We start from the raw sequence: 18,537 nt of genomic DNA on the forward strand, positions 1-18,537 counted from the left end.
AAAAAGATAATATAATAGAGATAAAAAATTTAAATAAATGGTATGGCGACTTTCATGTCTTAAAAGATATAAACATGAATGTCAAAAAAGGTGAGATCGTGGTAGTATGCGGACCTTCAGGCTCTGGAAAATCCACTCTTATAAGATGTATAAATTATCTAGAGCAGTTTCAAGAGGGAACTATAACGGTTGATGGCATAGAAGTTTGCGACGATGTAAAAAAGATCAAAGCGATAAGAGAAGATGTCGCCATGGTTTTTCAGCATTTTAACCTTTTTCCACATTTGACGGTATTAGACAATCTTACATTGGCTCCTATATGGGTTAAAAAAACACCTAAAAAAGAAGCCATAGAAACTGCTATGAAATATCTTGAAAGAGTAGGTATCGCCGATCAAGCCAAAAAGTATCCAAACCAGTTAAGTGGTGGTCAGCAACAAAGAGTGGCAATCGCAAGAAGCCTTTGCAAAAATCCTTCCGTTATGCTTTTTGACGAACCGACTTCAGCACTTGATCCTGAAATGGTAGCGGAAGTTCTGGATGTCATGGTTGAGTTAGCCCAGGAAGAGAGAACTATGATATGTGTAACTCACGAGATGGGTTTTGCAAAAAAAGTAGCTGATAGGGTAGTGTTTATGGAGTCCGGTCAAATCATAGAAGAAAACGACCCTGATACTTTCTTTGAAAATCCCGAATCAGATAGACTGAAACTTTTCTTAAGTCAAATCCTTTCCCACTAAAAGGTATCTTTACGGATGCCTTTTAAGAACTTCAATGTTTCATAAAAGAGAATTTAAAATAGCATTTAAAGTATCGATACCTGTAATGATGGGATATACGGTGCTTGGGTTTGCATTTGGACTTTTGGCGGTATCAAGCGGACTTGAATGGTACATTGCCGTACTAATGTCATTTGTTATATACGCCGGAGCTTTACAGTTTTTGGCAGTTTCTCTTTTGAGTGCAAAAGCCGGATTTTTGGATATATTCATAGCTTCACTTATGGTAAATCTAAGACAATCGTTTTACGGACTATCGCTTTTGCAAAAATTTAAAAAAGCTGTTTTAAAACCATATATTATTTTTGCATTGACCGATGAGACATATGCGCTTTTGACAACCATAAAAACTCCGGATAATATAAAGAAAAAGTGGTATTATCTTTATCTTGGTATGCTCAATCAATCATACTGGATAAGCGGTACAATTGCCGGATCTCTATTTGGAAACAGTGTGCAGTTCAATACCAAAGGACTGGATTTTTCACTGACCGCACTATTTATAGTTTTGGCAATTGAGCAGTATAAACAGATAAAAAAACTTACCCCTTTTGTTTTGGGCGGTGTCGTGAGTATTTTAGGATTTGTAATAGTTCCAAAAAGCGATATGCTTGTTGTTTCCATATTTTTTGCGCTTGTCGGTATGTTTTTATTGAAAAAAAGAATCGAAGATGTCTAGTCATGAGTATCTGCTTTTGGCCATCCTTGTGATGGCTGTTGCAAACTATATCACAAGAGTTTTTCCATTTCTTTTCTTTATAAAGCACAAGCCTCCTAAATTTATACTTTTCATAGAAAAAAACTTCCCTCCGGTTATAATGACAATACTGGTTTTTTATACTCTTGGTAATGTTGATTTTACCACAGTGCCATATGGACTTAAAGAGATAACGGCCATACTTGTTACGATACTGCTGCATTTGAAATTTGGCAATTATCTTTTATCTATATTTGGTGGAACGGTTTTTTATATGATTTTGATACAATTTGTGACAATATAATAGCAAATTCATATTCTTCACATTTTTTATATATTTTCTACACAATATGATTGTATAATATCTTCAAACTTTTACAAAATGAATTAAGGAAAAAAATGAAGAAAAAAATCAGTTTATATATCTTGCTTGCTTTAGCTTCAAATATGACCCTGAATGCAACGACATTAAAGCAATCCATCCAAAAAATCTTAAAAGACAACCCCGTCATCAAAGAGCGAGTAAAAAATTACAACACAACATTGCAGGATATAAAGATAGCAAAATCAGGTTGGCTTCCTACGCTTGATTATCTTGGCGGTATAGGATATGAAAGGATAAATAACCAAGGAACCGGATTTAGTGATAAGGGATCGCACATATATGAAAGTTCTTTGATTTTTGTGGAAAATATCTTTAACGGATGGAGTACGACCCATCAGATAAGAACCCATCAGGCTAGAGCTGCAGCTGCAGCATACAACTATATAGAGAAAGTAAACGATATAAGTTTCAACCTAGTCAATTATTATCTGCAGGTTTTAAAGAACAGGGAACTACTTAATATCGCCAAGCAAAATATCGATATAAACAAAGCTATACAGAAAAAAGTAAAAAAACTTTATGATTCAGGACTTACGACCAAGTCAGAATTGGAAAAGATAAATGCCTCTTTGTCACTTGCGTACTCAAACTATACAGTTCAGCAAAACAATCTTCAAGACTCACTATATCAGTTAAAATACTATTATGGTATCAAAGCCGATCCGAATGATCTTGTAAGACCGGTTTTTTCCTATAAACTGCCGTCAAATTACGAAGAAGGTAAAAAGTTTGCAATATCTCACAATCCGTCAATTTTGGTTCAAAGATACAATATAAAAGTAGCCCAGGAAGACAGGCTGGAAAAAAAGAGTGCATATTATCCAAAAATCGATCTTGAAGCCAGAGAATCGTGGAGTAAGAATACCGGTGGAATCGATGGTAAAGATACAAGGTTCAGGGCAGTGGTGAAAGTAACATGGAATCTCTTCAGAGGGTTTTCCGACAAAGAAAGAATCCAAAAAGGCACAAGCAAGATCAATCAGGAAATCCAGATAAAAAATGATCTTATAAGACAAACCATAGAGAGTTATGATCTATCGTGGAATGCTTATAAAATGACAAAGCAGCAGTTGCAACATTTAAAAGAGTATAAAAAGTATGCTTTGAGTACATTAAGACTTTATTCAAAAGAGTATGACCTTGGCAGAAGGTCTTTACTCGATCTGCTTTCAGCTCAAAATGACCTAATAAATGCCAAATCTCAGATTACTACGGCTTCATACAATTATCTTTTTTCAAAATACAGAATACTCGATGCCATGGGAAGCATGGTCGCTTCTATACTTGGAGATATAAATCCGGTCTATAAAAATGTAGGCTTTTTACAGGATAAAAATTCGAAAGAGGATATTTACCCAAAAGTGGAGATAAAGAAAAATGATGAATTCACAAAGGCTTTGGAAAAAAATATAAAAATAAAAAAGCACTAAAGAGATAAAAATGGTAAAAAGTGACAATCAAAATGTAAACTCACTAGTGAGTGCTTTGGCACTTTTTACTAAACTTTATCACAAACCGCACTCTGTAGATTCGCTCACTTACGGTCTTCCTTTGGACGATGGCAACTCGAGCGAGCTTTTTTCGATTAAAAATTCTAAAAGCCTCATGTCAAGAGCAGCCAAGAGAGCCGGACTGCACTCTTCTTTGGTGCAAAAAAATATCAAAGATATCTCTCAGCTTTTTCTGCCCATGATCATACTTTTAAAAAACAGAGACGCATGTATACTCGAGGCTTTTTCAAAAGACAGAAAACAAGCGAAGATTATATTTCCGTATACCGAAAGCTATGAGTGGGTAGATACCGATAAACTCCAAGAAGAGTACAGTGGATACGGTTTTTTACTAAAAAGAGTTTACAAATATGGAGATTTCGATCATAAAAGAGTAAATCTCAATACAAAACATTGGTTTTGGAGTACATTAAAGTACTCCGCACACATATATAAAGACGTTATACTCGCATCTATACTTATCAATATATTTGTCCTGGCCACCCCGCTTTTTACCAGAAATGTTTACAACAGAGTCATACCAAACCAAGCCGTGGAAACTTTGTGGTATTTTGCCGGAGGGGTTATAGTCATATATATACTAGATGTCTTTTTAAAATTTACCAGGACTTACTTTTTGGAAATCGCTGCCAAAAAGTCCGATATCATTATGTCATCAGTGATATTTGAGAAAGTTTTGGATATGAAGATGAGTGTTTTTCCTCGTTCAATCGGATCGTTTGCAAGCAACTTGAAGGACTTTGACTCCATAAGATCGTTTCTTACCTCCGCTACTCTTACGGCTTTTATAGATATACCTTTTGCGGTACTGTTTTTGTTTGTCATATGGTATCTTGGCGGTGCGATAGTATGGGTACCGGTTATAACTATTGTATTGATCCTGGGATATGCCTTACTAATAAGAAAGCCACTTTATAAAAGAATCGAACAAACCCACCAAGCCGCAGCACAAAAAAATGGAGTACTTATAGAGGCACTACACAACATAGATGCCATAAAGACTTTGGGAGCTGCTAGCAAAGTACAATGGAACTGGGAAGAGTCTACAGCTGAAATAGCCAAGAAAAGTTTATCATCAAGGATACTCTCGACATCCATACCTATAGTGACCTCTTTTTTGGTACAGTTCAATACAGTATTTGTTGTAGTTGTGGGGGTTTACCTTATCAAAGAAAACCAGATGACAATGGGTGATTTGATAGCTATAGTCATACTTGTTTCAAGGACCATAGCTCCCATGGGTCAGGCAGCTTCGCTTATAGCGAATTATGAAGATATGAAAAGCGTATATGACATCATGGACGGCATTGTAAACCAGGAAGTTGAAAGACCTGAGGCAAAAGAGTTTGTCAATATGGAAAATTTTACCGGTAAAATCATATTTAAAAATGTAAGTTTCAATTATCCTAATGAAGAGAAAGCATCTCTTAAAAATATCTCTTTCGAGATAAAACCCGGCGAAAAAGTAGGTATCATTGGAAGAATCGGCTCAGGTAAAAGTACACTTTTGAAACTTATACTAAACCTTTATGAACCGACTTCAGGCTCAGTTTTGATCGATGATATAGATATAAGGCAGATAGACCCGGCTGATTTAAGAGCCAGGATAAGCTATGTCGATCAGCATGTCAAACTCTTTAGAGGTACTCTTAAGGACAATATAAAATACGGACTTTCCCATATCAGTGACAGTGACATGATAGAGGCTTCAAAAATTGCCGGAGTTCATGAATTTTGCACAAAGCATCCAAAGGGATACGATATGGATATAGGAGAACAAGGCTATGGACTCTCCGGAGGTCAAAAACAAAGTGTAGCAATCGCAAGAGCACTTTTGAAAGATGCACAAGTTATCATCATGGATGAGCCGACAAATGCCATGGATCAGCAAAGTGAAATGAATTTTATAAACGAATTTAAAAGAACTCTAAAAGATAAGACCATTATACTCTCGACACAGAAACTTTCACTTTTGGATGCGGTAGACAGAGTCATAGTGTTACATGAAGGAGAAGTTTACCTTGATGGTGCACGTGATGAGGTTATGAGAAAATTACAGGGTAAAAAAAGTGCATAAAGATACAAAGATCCATGATCATGAGATAGAATATCTTGAGAGTTTAAGTGCTGCCGTTTTGCATAAAACCCCAAAAAGAAGTAAACTTATACTATATTTTTGGATTTTGGCCATAGCGTTGTTCATAGGATGGGCAGCTATTGCGAAAGTGGACGAGATAGTAAGATCCTCAGGTAAAGTCATCCCTTCGGGAGAAAATAAAACCGTGCAAAATCTTGAAGGAGGGATTATAGAGGAGATTCTTGTCAAAGAGGGCGAAAGTGTTAAAAAAGGAGATATTCTTTTAAAGATAAAAAATATAAAGTCAAAGTCCGATTTGGCACAGTTTCAATCAAAAAGAATCGAACTTGAAGCAAAGATAGCAAGACTTCAAGCCCAGTCAAAGTTAAAAGTATTACATTATGATAAGGATTTTACCTTGAAGCATCCTGCGCTAGTCAAAAGAGAGATAAGTTTGTATAAAACAAGTATGCAGGAGTTAAAAGCAAAGATAGATACTTTAAAAAAACAGATAACTCAAAAATATGATTTACTAAGAGAATCAAAAGCGAAAATAAAAAATCTCAAAAAAAGTTACGGTTACATAAAAGAGGAGATAAAGATCAGTGAACCTATGGTAAAAGAGGGCATCAAATCAAAAGTCGACTTTTTGAAACTGCAAAGAGAAGCGAATAATGTAAAAACCGATCTGGACAATACTATAAACTCCATTCCTCAGATCAAAACTTCCATCGAAGAGATAAAAAGCAAAGAGAGAGAGGTCAATTTTGCATTTGTCGCAAAATCCAAAAAAGAGTTAAACGATATGTCGGGAGAACTCGAGAGGATAAAGAAAAAGATAGAGGCTTTTCAGGATACGGTCAATAGAACAAGTATAACTTCACCGGTGGACGGGATAGTGAAAAAGATATATGTAAATACTATAGGAGGAGTAGTCAAGCCGGGTATGGACCTAGTGGAAATCGTACCTAAAGATAAAAATCTCATAGTAGAAGTAAAAGTGAAACCAAAGGATATAGCTTTTATATATCCCGGGCAAAAAGCACTGGTGAAATTCACTGCATACAATTTTTCTATATATGGAGGCTTGAAGGGGAAGGTAGTGGGAATAAGTCCCGATACCATTACGGATAAGAAAAACAAGACTTACTATATAGTGAGGATAAAAACGGATAAAGATACATTGATGCATGACGGTAAAAGCCTCAAGATCATCCCCGGTATGATAGTTAGCGCAGATATAATAACAGGAAAAAGAACCATACTTGATTATATCATCAAGCCTATGTTAAATTCGAAAGATTATATATTTACCGAAAGATGATAGAGATACTGAGTTATGACTTGAATGTCATTCAAAGATGGACGGACATACTAAAAGATTACGATATAAAAGAAGTCGATACTATACAAGATATATCCGATCGTAAAATGATCATTGCAGACTTGAGTAGCTGCTCGAAGAGGGTTTTTAATTTTTTAAAATCAAATCCAAAGCACAATATCGACTTTATACTTTTAGAGAGCGTACCAAAAGTTGAAATCGCTAAAAGAGTTTTAAGTCTTGGGGCAAAAGCATACGGCAATACCTACATGCTCCCGGTTCATTTGATATCCTGTATAGAGACAGTAAAAAACGGCCATGTATGGGTATATCCGGAGTTTACCTATGTGATGATACAAAATATACATCAAGAAGAAAATCAGGATGAATTGTTTCAAAAAGATGAAATTCTTACAAAAAGAGAACAAGAGATAACAAAAGAGGTATTAAACGGACTTAACAACCCTCAAATAGCGCAAAAACTTGAAATTTCAGAAAGGACGGTCAAGGTCCATTTGAGTAACATATTTCAAAAACTTCATGTCTCCAACCGATTTGAGTTGGCTTTATATTTCCGCTAATACCATAGTACTATATATTTCCCTTTAATTTTTTTATAAAATATAAAAACAATAACAAACAAGGATATTTCATGGCAAAAATAGTCGGATATGTAAAAGGGATCGAGGGTGATTTCATAGCCAAGTCAAAAACAGGTGAAACTAGAGTTCTACACAAAGGAGATCCGGTATACGAAACCGATCTTATATACAATCCTTCAAAAAATAGAGGACAAAACATAGATATAGATCTTATATCGACAAAGAATGATTTGAAATTTAACGGAAACGGTATGGTGTATCTTGAGGGAAGTACGTTTGATGCTTCGATACCGACTGAAGACATGACCCTTTCTCAAGCGGATGTAAATTCCAATCTGAGAGATGTCAAGACTCAAAGTGACTTTGTAGATGATATCTTAAAAGAGTATGGCGATATAGATATAAATGAAACCGCAATCGGTAAAGAAGAAGTGCTGCCAAGAGGTCACGAGATTGATCAATTTGCAAAAACCGACGGAGCGATAGCCGATGTTAACTCCGATCTAAGAAATGTCGCAACTCATTCATACAATCTTGAACATGATTTTGACCCGTTGAGCAGTAGCGGAGAGAGTGGATTTTCACCGACTCACCTTGCTCAGACAGGATCCTTGGGACCTCAAACTCCACCTCTTCCAAATCCGACCGTACCTACTCAGCCCTACAATCCCCCGCAACCCGCACCCGCACCCGCACCCGCGCCCGCGCCAAACCATCAGCCGGTTATACCGGAAGTTTCTGTAAACGATACTTCTATACATGAACAAAACGGTATGGTTGTTTTTACCTTAAGATCGAGTGCCCCCATAGGAGAAGATATCGTCATCCACTATACGACAAGAGATGCAAGTGCGACAAATGGAGATGATTATACTTCCGTTAGCGGAACTGCCGTGATAAGAGGAGGAGAGACACAAACAACCATAGAAATACCCGTAAATGACGATGATATAACCGAATCCAATGAAAATTTCAATATCCTTATATCCAGTATAAGCGACAATGCGCGTATAGCTGATGGTGAAGGTATCGCAACCATCATTGACGACAGAGGATCGGACAATCCAAATGTAGATGAAGATACAACAGCTTCACTCATCATAGATGATGCCGGAACGGTAAGAGAAGCAGATGGAGCATATCTTGTCTATGATGTCAAGCTTTCCAATCCGGTAGGAGATGATATACCTGTTTCATTTACAACGGCCGGAACCGCAACACCAACAGATGACTATAACCCACAACTCCAATACAGCATAGATGGTGGAAACAGTTGGATAAATGCAGGAACAACTGTGGATATGCCTGCTGACGCATCAACCGTAAAAGTAAGAGTAGCTATCAATGATGACTATATAAAAGAGAGTGATGAAACAGTTGTGCTAAGTGGTAGTTCAACTGATGAAAGACTTACAGATAGTTCAGATACGGGAACAGGTACTATTATAGATGATAGTGGAACAGACCCTATTGACACGGTTTATGCCAAGATAACCACAGACCATACAACCATAACAGAAGATGGAGGTGATATAATCTACACCGTCTCTTTGGTTGACAAAGATGGAAATCCTGTCACCGTTCCAAGTGGTGCAAGTATGGATGTTGATATCAATTGGAGCGGTACGGCAGGTATTGATGATACGACATTGTCATCTTTATCAACTTCAGTAACCATAAATTCAAACACAAATCATACTGATATAACTGTACCTGTAAAAGATGATTATCTAAATGAAGGAGATGAACCTTTAACCGCAACCATAACTAATGTTACAGATACAAACAATACTTATGAAAATACCGCGATAGCAACTACGGCTAACGGTTATATAAATGACAGCGACGTTGCTACTACAACCATCATCGACGGATCAAATGAAAATGACCATGGAACAGATACTGAAGATACAGTTTATGTGATGGTAACTCCTGATGATACCGTCGTTGAGGGTGGATATCTGACTCATACGGTTACTTTGGTTGATAAAGACGGAAACCCTGTTAGTGTTCCAAGTGGTAAAAGTGTAACCGTAGATATGAGTTATACAGATGGAACAGGACTTGAAAATGGTGACTTTAGAGGATCGAGGATCACACAAGTAACCATAAATGGAGGTAATTCTTCAGCTACCATCCAAAATCTTACAAAAGATGACTTTATACAGGAAAATGATGAAAGTTATACTCTGAAAATCCTCAATATCACGGATAATGACAACTACTTTGAAAATATAGCCGCAGCAAACAGTGCAAACGGTTATGTAAGTGACAGCGACAGTGTAACAGGAACCATTCAAAACGGAGTAACTCCGGCTACTCCGGATAATGCAGGAGTGGATGAAGATGATTTTGATATACAAAACAATATAACTTTTATACAAGATACAGGCTCTCTTCATATAACTTCACCAAATGAAAGTAACTATACTCTGACTTTTGAGCATGGTGTAATTGCAAAAGATGATAATGGAAATACTTTGGCTTTAACTTCAGACGGTAAAGCCGTATCTTATGATTATTCTACCCCGGGTAAGATAGTTGCAAACGACAGTGACGGCGACAAAGTTTTTGAGATAATACTTGACAAAGATAATGGAAATTATACTTACACACAGTATAAAAATCTTGACCATCCTATAACTAACAGTGATGACAATATAACTTTATCATTCAATTACGATGTGAACGATACCGATGCGGCAGGCGATACATATTCTAAGACTTCCTCATTCGATGTAGTGGTTAATGATTCCATGCCTAGTGCCGACCCTCAAACAGTGAGTACTGATGAAGATACTTCTAAAATCATATATATAAGTGATGAAAGTTTCAGTAATGGACAAATCACTCTAAACAATGGAGTTGACGGAGATCAAACCATATCCAGCGGAAATAGTATAGATATATATGATAATCAAAGAAATGATATTATGGGAGCTTTAACCAACAATGGTGATGGAACACTTACTTTCAGTCCAAAACCAAACTATAGTGGTGATACAAACGGTTTTAGCTACAATGTAAGTGACGGTGATGGAGATAATGCCAGCGCAAATATTGCCATAAGCGTCAAACCGGTTGCTGATGTACCGATTATGCCTGATGATGCAACTCTAACTACCGGAGAAGATTTTGTAAATACTCACGAGGGAACCAATACTATAGGTTTAAATTTGTCTTTGCCTTCGCTATCGGATCAAACAGATCAAACTGACCAAAACGGCTCAACCAGCGGTGATGCTCATGAGAGATTTGGACTTATTGAGATATCTTTCGCAAATAGTAATGATTTTGGAGTAGCAACGCTTAAATATGATTCAGACGGTAATGGAACTTTGGATACAACTTTGATGCATGTAACAAAAGATACCAATACTTTTACCATAGGTATTACCGATGTAAACGAATATCACCCAACAAATTTTACCGGTAATTATAATTTGACTCAAGCCCAGTATGAGTCTTTGGCTATAGTTCAGGCAGAAGATAACGCAAACAATATAATCATGGATATAAAAACAAAAATGCATGAAGTGGACGATAATGGAGATGTATTTAATCCTGATATAGTTTCAAACTATTCTACTCAGACGGTAACGGTGGATGTTTTAGCGGTTACCGATGATATCTCTTTAAAATACAACGACGATCAAGGGATCGGAACTATCTCAAGTACCGATGACGGTAACAGCAATACCGACGATACCGCCAATACATTTACTTTTAACACGGTTGATGAAGATAGTAGTGGTACCGTAATAGATTTAAAATCTATATTGACCCAAGTCGGTGGAACGCAGGATGATACATCACCTGATCTTGATGGAAGCGAGCATAGAAGTTATGAATTTAGCGGACTACCTGAAGGCAGTATCATAACACTTGACGGAGTCAGTACCGCAGTAGCATCCGATGGAACAGCCACCATCAATTTCCCTGACAATACGAAAGCCGACCCGGATTTTACTCTCAAAATAGCTCCAAATTATAGTGGAAATATCGATGCTACGCTGACACTGAAAGTAACCGATACAGATAGTGACTCAACCGTAACACCTCAAACAAAAGAGGTGACTTTATATCTAAAAGGGGATGTAAACCCGGTCGCAGATGATGTTACCATACAAGTAAAACAGACCGTAGGTTTAGAGGATGCAGGAAGAAGTGCAGGAAATACATCAAATGATAGTGCAACTGCAAGTGATATAGACCACCCTGAAAACGGTATACCTATAGATGTAAAAGTGACATCCGATGATGATAGAAGATTGACCGGTGCATCACCAGATGATGCTGAAACATATACTGTCACCATAGATAAGATACCTGATGGGGCGTCTTTATACATAGCAGATACTGACGGCACATACTATCTGTATGATAAAAACAGTGGCAATTTGCACAATGTAAATGTTACGGACAATTCTGATGCTACATACAAGGTGGTTATATCTAGTTATGATAATGACAAACTACCTCTGTTTATACCTCCTCACAATAGTGATGAAAATTATACTTTCGATATCAGTGCATATTCCAATGACGGGAACACCCAATCAGTAGCCCAGACATTACAAGTTGACATAGGAGTAACAGGTGTTGCCGATATCCCTGCAAATACGGATTTGCATCTTTATGATAGAGACGGAAACAGTTCCCAAAACGGCGTATATGCAGAAGTCGTCAATGAAAATGAATATGTGGATTTGAAAAAAGTATATCAGGATTTTACTCACTTGAATTCTTATGACAAAGATGGCAGTGAGGCTCTTTCTGTAGTAATAAGCGACTTGCCTGGTGGTTTTGAGGTAAGCGGTAAAGCCTTGTCCTTGGGCAATGGAAAATATGTTGTTTCCAAAGATGACCTCGATACCGTCCATATAAATTTCCCGGATGGTTATGCGGGAGAGGCGAACTTCAAGCTGACTTATATAACTACCGAAAGAGAAGGGGATAGCAAAACCCACTTTACCCAGGATGTAAAAGTTCTTGTAACTCCGGTAGCCGAGGCTTCTCTATCTTCGGATACAAGCGTAGATGAAGATATGCAGACGGCGGTCCATTTTACTTTTACTCCTCAAGACAGCAATGAAGCATTACAAACAATTTATCTGAAAAAAGATGATGTAGACAATAAAGATTTTACATTAAAACTCTCCGGAAATGATCTGTCAACTACTGAAGTCATAGATAACATTACTTATTATAAAATAAATGCAAGCGATAAAGATAACTTAACCGTGCAATATGACTCTGACTTGGGAAGTTCCTTAGAAACATCCATACATATAAAATATATCACAACGGATACGGTGAGCGGTTTGAGTGATGGAAACGGAGATTTGATAGATACCTCCGATTATCAAGACGGTATGGTGAATTTTACTTTATCTCCCGTAACGGATGGAGTCAGTGTAGATATAAGCGGCAGTGCAAATATATCCGGAGCACACATAACCGCAAACGACGGAACTAACGGTGAAGAAGAGGTAAACATAAATGATACCGGAGATTTTACAACAACTCTTGATATAACTGCACTTGCTACTGATAACAGTGATACAGATACAGACGGAAGTGAAAAGATAACAAAACTTCTTATAGAAAATGTTCCAGACGGTATTATAGTGGATAATGGAGTAAGAGTTTCAGGCGGCAGTGAAGCTACTTGGATCGTTACACCAAATATTGCTATGAATGCCGACACTGAAAATTATGACGTTACCTTTAAAGTTGGAACCGAACTCTATGGCGGTACGGGAATCGCAAAAGATATAACTGTAACAACAGTAGACAAAGACGGTAACGCCCAGGAAGTCAAAGCCGATACCAAGGTAAAATTCATAGACAACATAGACAATGGCAACGGTGGATCTACTGATACTGTCAGTGCGGACTTGCATATAGATCATCCTGAAATTGTCGAGGATACCACATTTTATCTGGGCGATTTTATAAAAGTAGATACTGATCCAAATGACGGAGCGGGCGATAACTCCCATGATGATGCTACTTACAGTATATCTATCACAAATCTGCAAGGCTTTTCTTTTGTTGATCCAAGCAGTACAATAAGCTATACCGATAGTAACGGAGATACCGTATATGTGATAAGCGGAGATGAAAGCTCCATAAATTCAGCTCTACAAAGAACGGCAGTAATACCGGATGAAAATCTAAATTCGAACAATATAGGAAATGCGTCACTAAATGCTGATATAACTTTGAATGCCTATATGTTTGGGGCATACAGCCATCAAGTTACCTCAACATACAACGAGACTTCAGTTACACCTGTTACCGATGACTTGACACAGATAGATATGACAGGTGCTATAGACGAGGATAGTAGCGGTTATGGTTTTGATATAACTTTCGACAGTGTTGACAAGCCTCACTATACTATCTCGAATGTTATACTGCATACTGATGATACAACACTTGGAACTCTCAAACTCTCTGACGGGACTGTAGTAAATTTCGATAGCAATGGAAACGCTTCGATAGATAGTTCTAAATTGACAGGTTTGATGTTTATCCCGGCTACCGATATCTCAGGTCAAGCAGTATTTACTTACAAAGCGGATGTTCAAGAGAATGGTGCTTCAAATACTTTAACTTCAATAGACGGAGGCAGTATAACGATAGATATCAATCCTGTAGTTGATGGTCTTGAACTCTCAAATTTGGCTGCAAGCGGAGATGAGCACTATATCCATAACGGTACCGAATCAAATAACTTCATAGAGTTAACAGGCATAGGAACTTCCGGTGACGGTGATGGAAGTGAGAGTGTCAAATCGATTACGATAGATAATGTCCCGGATGGATTTTTGGTATATTATGGGGGTAGTGGAAGTGAAACCATGGCTTTAAATGCTGGAGATAATGGGTCTGGCTCCACTTTTGATCTAAATGGTGCTCAAGTAGGATACAATATCTGGGCCATCCCTGTAAACGGCGGGGCCATGCCTAACATCTACATCACACCACCTCAAAACTGGAGTGGAGAGGTGACCAACATAACTTTAAATGTGACCAATTCTGACGGAAGCGCAACCGCAATACAAACTCAGACATTCGATCTTGACATATCTCCGGTTGCAAACGATATAACTGCAAGTGCTACAAAGACATTTGGAAGCGAGGGAGAAGATATACCGCTAAACCTAAATGCAAATGCCGAGGATTTGGATGGCAGTGAAAGTGTGATATTGACGCTAAAGGGATTTGGCGATGATAAGGCAACTTTTAAAGTATCCGGCGAACCGGTTGACAGTTCGCATGTAAGTTATGACACTAACAATGATACATATACCATAACGGATATAAATACTAAAGATATCAATGATGTAAGTGTGGTTCATACATCGGTTTCAAATGCAACGATAGACTTTACACTGCAAACAGTTGATAGCGCCACTATAAATGGTGTTGCACAAACAGATACTTTAAGTTCAACCATTTCAGGCAGTTTTAATATAAATATAACCGAATCAATACCATCAAGCGGAGATGATATACTTCTTTATAAAGGAAATACGGTAGATGCACTGGGCGGCAATGACACTTTGGTGTTAAATGGAGAGACTATAGACTTCAGTAATGTAAAAAACGTAGAAACTATTGACTTGAATGCCGGTGATAACAGTGTGACAAACCTTAGCTTGAGTGATGTAGTGGATATGACCGATAGCAATAACAATTTAACTATAAACGGTGACAGTGCCGATAACGTAACTCTTGGAGGAGGCGGATGGTCACAAAGTGCTTCGGTGAGTGAAAACGGCCATACTTATGATGTTTATACAAACAGTGGTGATTCAACAGTTACACTCAAGATCGAAGATCATATAACAGTATCTTAAATGTCCAAAAAATTTATAAGCAGTATAGTCTTGACTATGCTGCTTTTGCAAAGCAGTGCTTTTTCAGAACTTGTATCCAAACCCATACTTTTGGAAATGAAAAAAAAGTATGGGCTTTTTGCCGCAAGAAGGCTTTTGGCGCTACAATCTCTCATGCAAAGTTTACAAAACGCACCATTGTCCAAAAAATTAAAAGAGGTCAATGATTTTTGGAATCAGGTAAGATATACAAGCGATATGAAAGTATGGCACAAAAAAGACTATTGGGCGACACCATGGGAATTTCTCGGTAAAGACAGAGGTGATTGCGAAGACTATGTGATAGCAAAATATCTTACTCTCAAAGAACTTGGTATCGATTCTAAAAAGATGTATTTTATCTATGCGGTTGTAAAGGGAAGAAGAGTGCCTCACATGGTATTGGGTTATTATGAAAAACAAGGCAGCGTACCTTTGATACTCGATAGTTTGAATTACAAGATATTTCCAGCCGATAAAAGAAAAGATTTGTTTCCGGTATATATCTTTAACGGTGATACACTGCACAGATTTCATCAAAGTGATAAAAAAATAGCTCCCAAAAAGAACAGGCTTGCAAAACGAAAATGGGATACTCTAATGGAAAAAATCAAAAGGAATATATTATGACACTATTTAAACAAATCGCGATACTTTTTTCGGTAATTCTACTTTTTATCCTGGCATTGGTTCTTAGCATCAGTTTTTTGGATACAAAAAGATTTGTTGAAAATGAACTTTATCAAAGAGCGCAAAATAACGCTGCGGTTTTAAGTGTCAACTTAAGCACGGCAAAAGGAGATATGGCAAAGATTTACACCATTGTCAATGCAGTTTTTGACAACGGACACTATAAAGCTGTTTTACTGCATGACATGAAAGGTAAAATTTTATTGAAAAAAGTATCGAAAAAAAATGCACATGTACCGCCTTGGTTTGGTGAGTTTATCGATTTGTCACAAAACAGTGCTCAAGCTCAGGTTTCAAGCGGATGGCAGCCTTTTGGGGTACTTAGCGTCACTATCGATAAATCTAAAGCGATAGAATATCTGTATCATCTTTTTAAAAATATCGTTCTTGTATTTTTCATAGCCGGATTGGTTGGTGTTTGGTTGATATATATACTGTTGAAAGTGATATTCAAACCGTTGCAAAGAGTTCGTCACCAAGCCCAAGAGGTGATAAAAAACAGATTTGAATATCAAAAATTTATCCCGCAAACCTTGGAGTTGCGCACTATCGTCATAGCCATGAACAAGATAGTGGGAAAGATGGAAAAGATATATCACTCTTTGCAGAGCGCAACTGCGAAAAATCAAAAAATCACTTATACTGATGAGATAACCTCTTTGGGCAATAGAAGATTTTTTATCCTAAAATACAATGAATATGTAAAATCTCTGGATAACAGAGCAGGCGGAGTGGTTCTTTTTTTAAGAATAGCAAATACTCTTGAAGCAAATAAAATCATAGGATTTGATAAAGTAAATGAAATATATAAAAATATCGCTTTGGTACTAAAAGAGAATACACTAGAAGAAGATGATGCGATAGCATGTAGAGTATCCGGTACTGAATTTGGATGTTTGCTCCCTGCTGTCACAAAAGATGAAACAGATAGGATAGCTCAAAACATATCCGTAAAGATAACTTCATTTTTAGACCGCTATCCTGCACTCAACAATGTCATGAAATTCTACATGGTGGCAAAAACTTATGAAAAAAACCTCGATCTCTCCACAATGTTTTCCAGTATCGATTTTAATTTGAATACTTTGGAGAGTGAAGGCAAAGAAAGGTACAAATGTATCGTAAAAGAAAATTTTTCAATTAAAAAATCAGAGTGTAGAGCTATCTTGCAACAAGCCTTGCATCATCACAGATTTGAGATAATAAAACAGCCTATCATTGCCTTGCAAGAACGAAAAAAGATAGATTTTATAAACTTCTTTATAAATGACGAGAGGTTTAAGCAGATGGATTTTAAAAGTATCATACCGCTTGTAAAATTTCACGGTTTGTACGGATCATACATGAGACAGGTTTGGAATCTTCTGGAGACGATGAAATTTGAACATGATATATCCGTTGAGGTTGATATAAGCTGTTTCGAGGATTTTGATACTATGATAACAAGCATAAATTCCATCAAAAAACAAGGGATCGACGTTATAGTAGAGATACCGCAAAACTGCTTACAAAAAATGAGCGATTTCAAACTAAAATCAATCCTCAAAAATTTAAAAGACAATAGTGTGGATATAGCAATCAGCCGGTTCGATGCCGATGAGAATATCACTAAAGAACTGTATGATATAAGCCCGAAATATGTAAAAATGTATGCAGGTCATTTTTTAGAAATGAACGATGCATTGAAAGAGAGTTTTATACTAATGTTAAAAGCTGCAGATGTAAAAATTGTACTAGACAAAGTAGAAGAAGATAAAAAGAAGTTGGAAAAATACGATATAGACTATTTTGTGCTCTAAAAGAGATCTTTTAGTTTTTTTGTGGCGACAGTCGCTTTATCTTGTAAAAATATATCCGTTTTCGTTTCAGTATACTTTGAAAATTCCGGGTTTATCTCGATGATTTTACCTTTGCAAAGATACGGAAACTCACTTGCAGGCATGATCTCTCCGGTTGTGCCGATGATAAGCAGTGTATCGGCTTCTTTTATAAGCTCATAAGATCTTCTGTATGCGTCACTTGGAATAGGCTCTTTGAAAAAAACAAAATCAGGCTTCAATAAAGAGCCGCATTTGCTGCAAACAGGTGGTAGAAGATCGAGGTTTATATCTGTACTTTTGTATTTTGTATTGCACCCAAGACATACAAGTTCTTTTGTGGTGCCGTGAAATTCTATCACATTCTTGCTCCCCGCAGCTTGGTGGAGTCCGTCTATGTTTTGGGTTACAACGGCTTTTAATATCCCTTCTTTTTCTAAAAAAGCGAGATATTCGTGGGCGAAATTCGGTTTGGTATCCCTCATAAAATCATAAAATATCTCTTTTATCTTTTGCCAACTATCTTTTGGACGGGCTTTAAAGTAGTCTATATCTAGTATAGTAGGATCATACTTGCTCCATAGACCATCTTTTCCACGAAATGTGGGGATACCGCTTTCGACTGATATACCAGCCCCTGTGAAAGCGACAAGTTTTTTACTGTTTTTTATGATTTTGGCAGCTTCTTTATAGAGCATGAAGATAATACCCCTTATATCATTCTAAGAGGTATTATATCATATCAGGAAGTAAAAATGACAAAATG

General features: G+C 37.1%; 11 protein-coding genes. 10 read left to right on the forward strand and 1 reads right to left on the reverse strand.

Annotation, left to right across the window (positions count from 1 at the left end):
* Positions 1-11: 11 nt before the first annotated feature.
* The 10 genes from ACZ47B_RS11105 (at position 12) to ACZ47B_RS11150 (ending at position 17,753) form a co-directional block, all read left to right on the forward strand.
* Positions 12-740 carry an amino acid ABC transporter ATP-binding protein gene (locus ACZ47B_RS11105; RefSeq protein WP_464895733.1) on the forward strand — a complete coding sequence of 243 codons (729 nt, stop codon included), beginning with the start codon at positions 12-14 and terminating at the stop codon, positions 738-740.
* A gap of 34 nt (positions 741-774) precedes the next feature.
* Entirely contained in the window at positions 775-1,458 is a 684-nt protein-coding gene (locus ACZ47B_RS11110) for an AzlC family ABC transporter permease (RefSeq protein ID WP_464894592.1), read from the forward strand.
* Positions 1,451-1,780 carry a branched-chain amino acid transporter permease gene (locus ACZ47B_RS11115; RefSeq protein ID WP_464894593.1) on the forward strand — a complete coding sequence of 110 codons (330 nt, stop codon included), beginning with the start codon at positions 1,451-1,453 and terminating at the stop codon, positions 1,778-1,780. The genes ACZ47B_RS11110 and ACZ47B_RS11115 overlap by 8 nt, the downstream gene beginning before the upstream one ends.
* Positions 1,781-1,875: 95 nt before the next feature.
* Positions 1,876-3,291: a TolC family outer membrane protein gene (locus ACZ47B_RS11120; RefSeq protein ID WP_464894594.1), complete on the forward strand. Its 1,416-nt coding sequence runs from the start codon at positions 1,876-1,878 to the stop codon at positions 3,289-3,291.
* Between the two features lie 10 nt (positions 3,292-3,301).
* Positions 3,302-5,449 carry a type I secretion system permease/ATPase gene (locus ACZ47B_RS11125; RefSeq protein WP_464894595.1) on the forward strand — a complete coding sequence of 716 codons (2,148 nt, stop codon included), beginning with the start codon at positions 3,302-3,304 and terminating at the stop codon, positions 5,447-5,449.
* The gene (locus ACZ47B_RS11130) at positions 5,442-6,773 is read left to right on the forward strand and encodes an HlyD family type I secretion periplasmic adaptor subunit (RefSeq protein WP_464894596.1); all 1,332 of its coding nucleotides are present in this window, start codon (positions 5,442-5,444) and stop codon (positions 6,771-6,773) included. The genes ACZ47B_RS11125 and ACZ47B_RS11130 overlap by 8 nt, the downstream gene beginning before the upstream one ends.
* Complete coding sequence (locus tag ACZ47B_RS11135; protein WP_464894597.1) at positions 6,770-7,354, forward strand: response regulator transcription factor; 585 nt, start codon at positions 6,770-6,772, stop codon at positions 7,352-7,354. The genes ACZ47B_RS11130 and ACZ47B_RS11135 overlap by 4 nt, the downstream gene beginning before the upstream one ends.
* A gap of 71 nt (positions 7,355-7,425) precedes the next feature.
* The gene (locus tag ACZ47B_RS11140) at positions 7,426-15,246 is read left to right on the forward strand and encodes a beta strand repeat-containing protein (protein ID WP_464894598.1); all 7,821 of its coding nucleotides are present in this window, start codon (positions 7,426-7,428) and stop codon (positions 15,244-15,246) included.
* The gene (locus tag ACZ47B_RS11145) at positions 15,247-15,894 is read left to right on the forward strand and encodes a transglutaminase-like cysteine peptidase (RefSeq protein ID WP_464894599.1); all 648 of its coding nucleotides are present in this window, start codon (positions 15,247-15,249) and stop codon (positions 15,892-15,894) included.
* Entirely contained in the window at positions 15,891-17,753 is a 1,863-nt protein-coding gene (locus ACZ47B_RS11150) for a LapD/MoxY N-terminal periplasmic domain-containing protein (RefSeq protein WP_464894600.1), read from the forward strand. The genes ACZ47B_RS11145 and ACZ47B_RS11150 overlap by 4 nt, the downstream gene beginning before the upstream one ends.
* Here ACZ47B_RS11150 and ACZ47B_RS11155 read toward each other — a convergent pair.
* Positions 17,750-18,469: an SIR2 family NAD-dependent protein deacylase gene (locus ACZ47B_RS11155; RefSeq protein ID WP_464894601.1), complete on the reverse strand. Its 720-nt coding sequence runs from the start codon at positions 18,467-18,469 to the stop codon at positions 17,750-17,752. The genes ACZ47B_RS11150 and ACZ47B_RS11155 overlap by 4 nt on opposite strands.
* Positions 18,470-18,537 lie beyond the last annotated feature (68 nt).

The sequence above is a fragment of the Thiofractor thiocamini genome (assembly GCF_055384375.1).